Source organism: Bradyrhizobium sp. LeoA1Lang, from assembly GCF_055413685.1.
On record NZ_JBVAPG010000609.1, the window covers coordinates 1 to 255 of the forward strand.

Consider the following 255-nt stretch of genomic DNA (forward strand, 5'->3'; position numbering starts at 1 on the left):
TTTGGGCGCGCTCCAGGGCCTGGATCGATGGCTTCTCATCGACGCACAAGACAATGGCCTTTGCAGGCGGATCGACATAAAGACCAACAACATCGGCGGCTTTGGCCGCAAATTCGGGGTCGTTGCTCTCGCACCAGGATTTGCGAACCGAAAGATCAATCTTGTGCTCGCGCAGGAAGCGCCAGACATATTGAACGTCGACGTCGCCCAGCGCCTCCGCCAGCAGGGGGCCGTTCCAGCGCGCAAACCCGGCAG

General features: G+C 60.4%; 1 pseudogene. It reads right to left on the minus strand.

What is annotated here, in order from left to right:
* A pseudogene (locus tag ACZYOF_RS44700) lies at nucleotides 1-255 on the minus strand (IS630 family transposase); the annotation flags it as partial.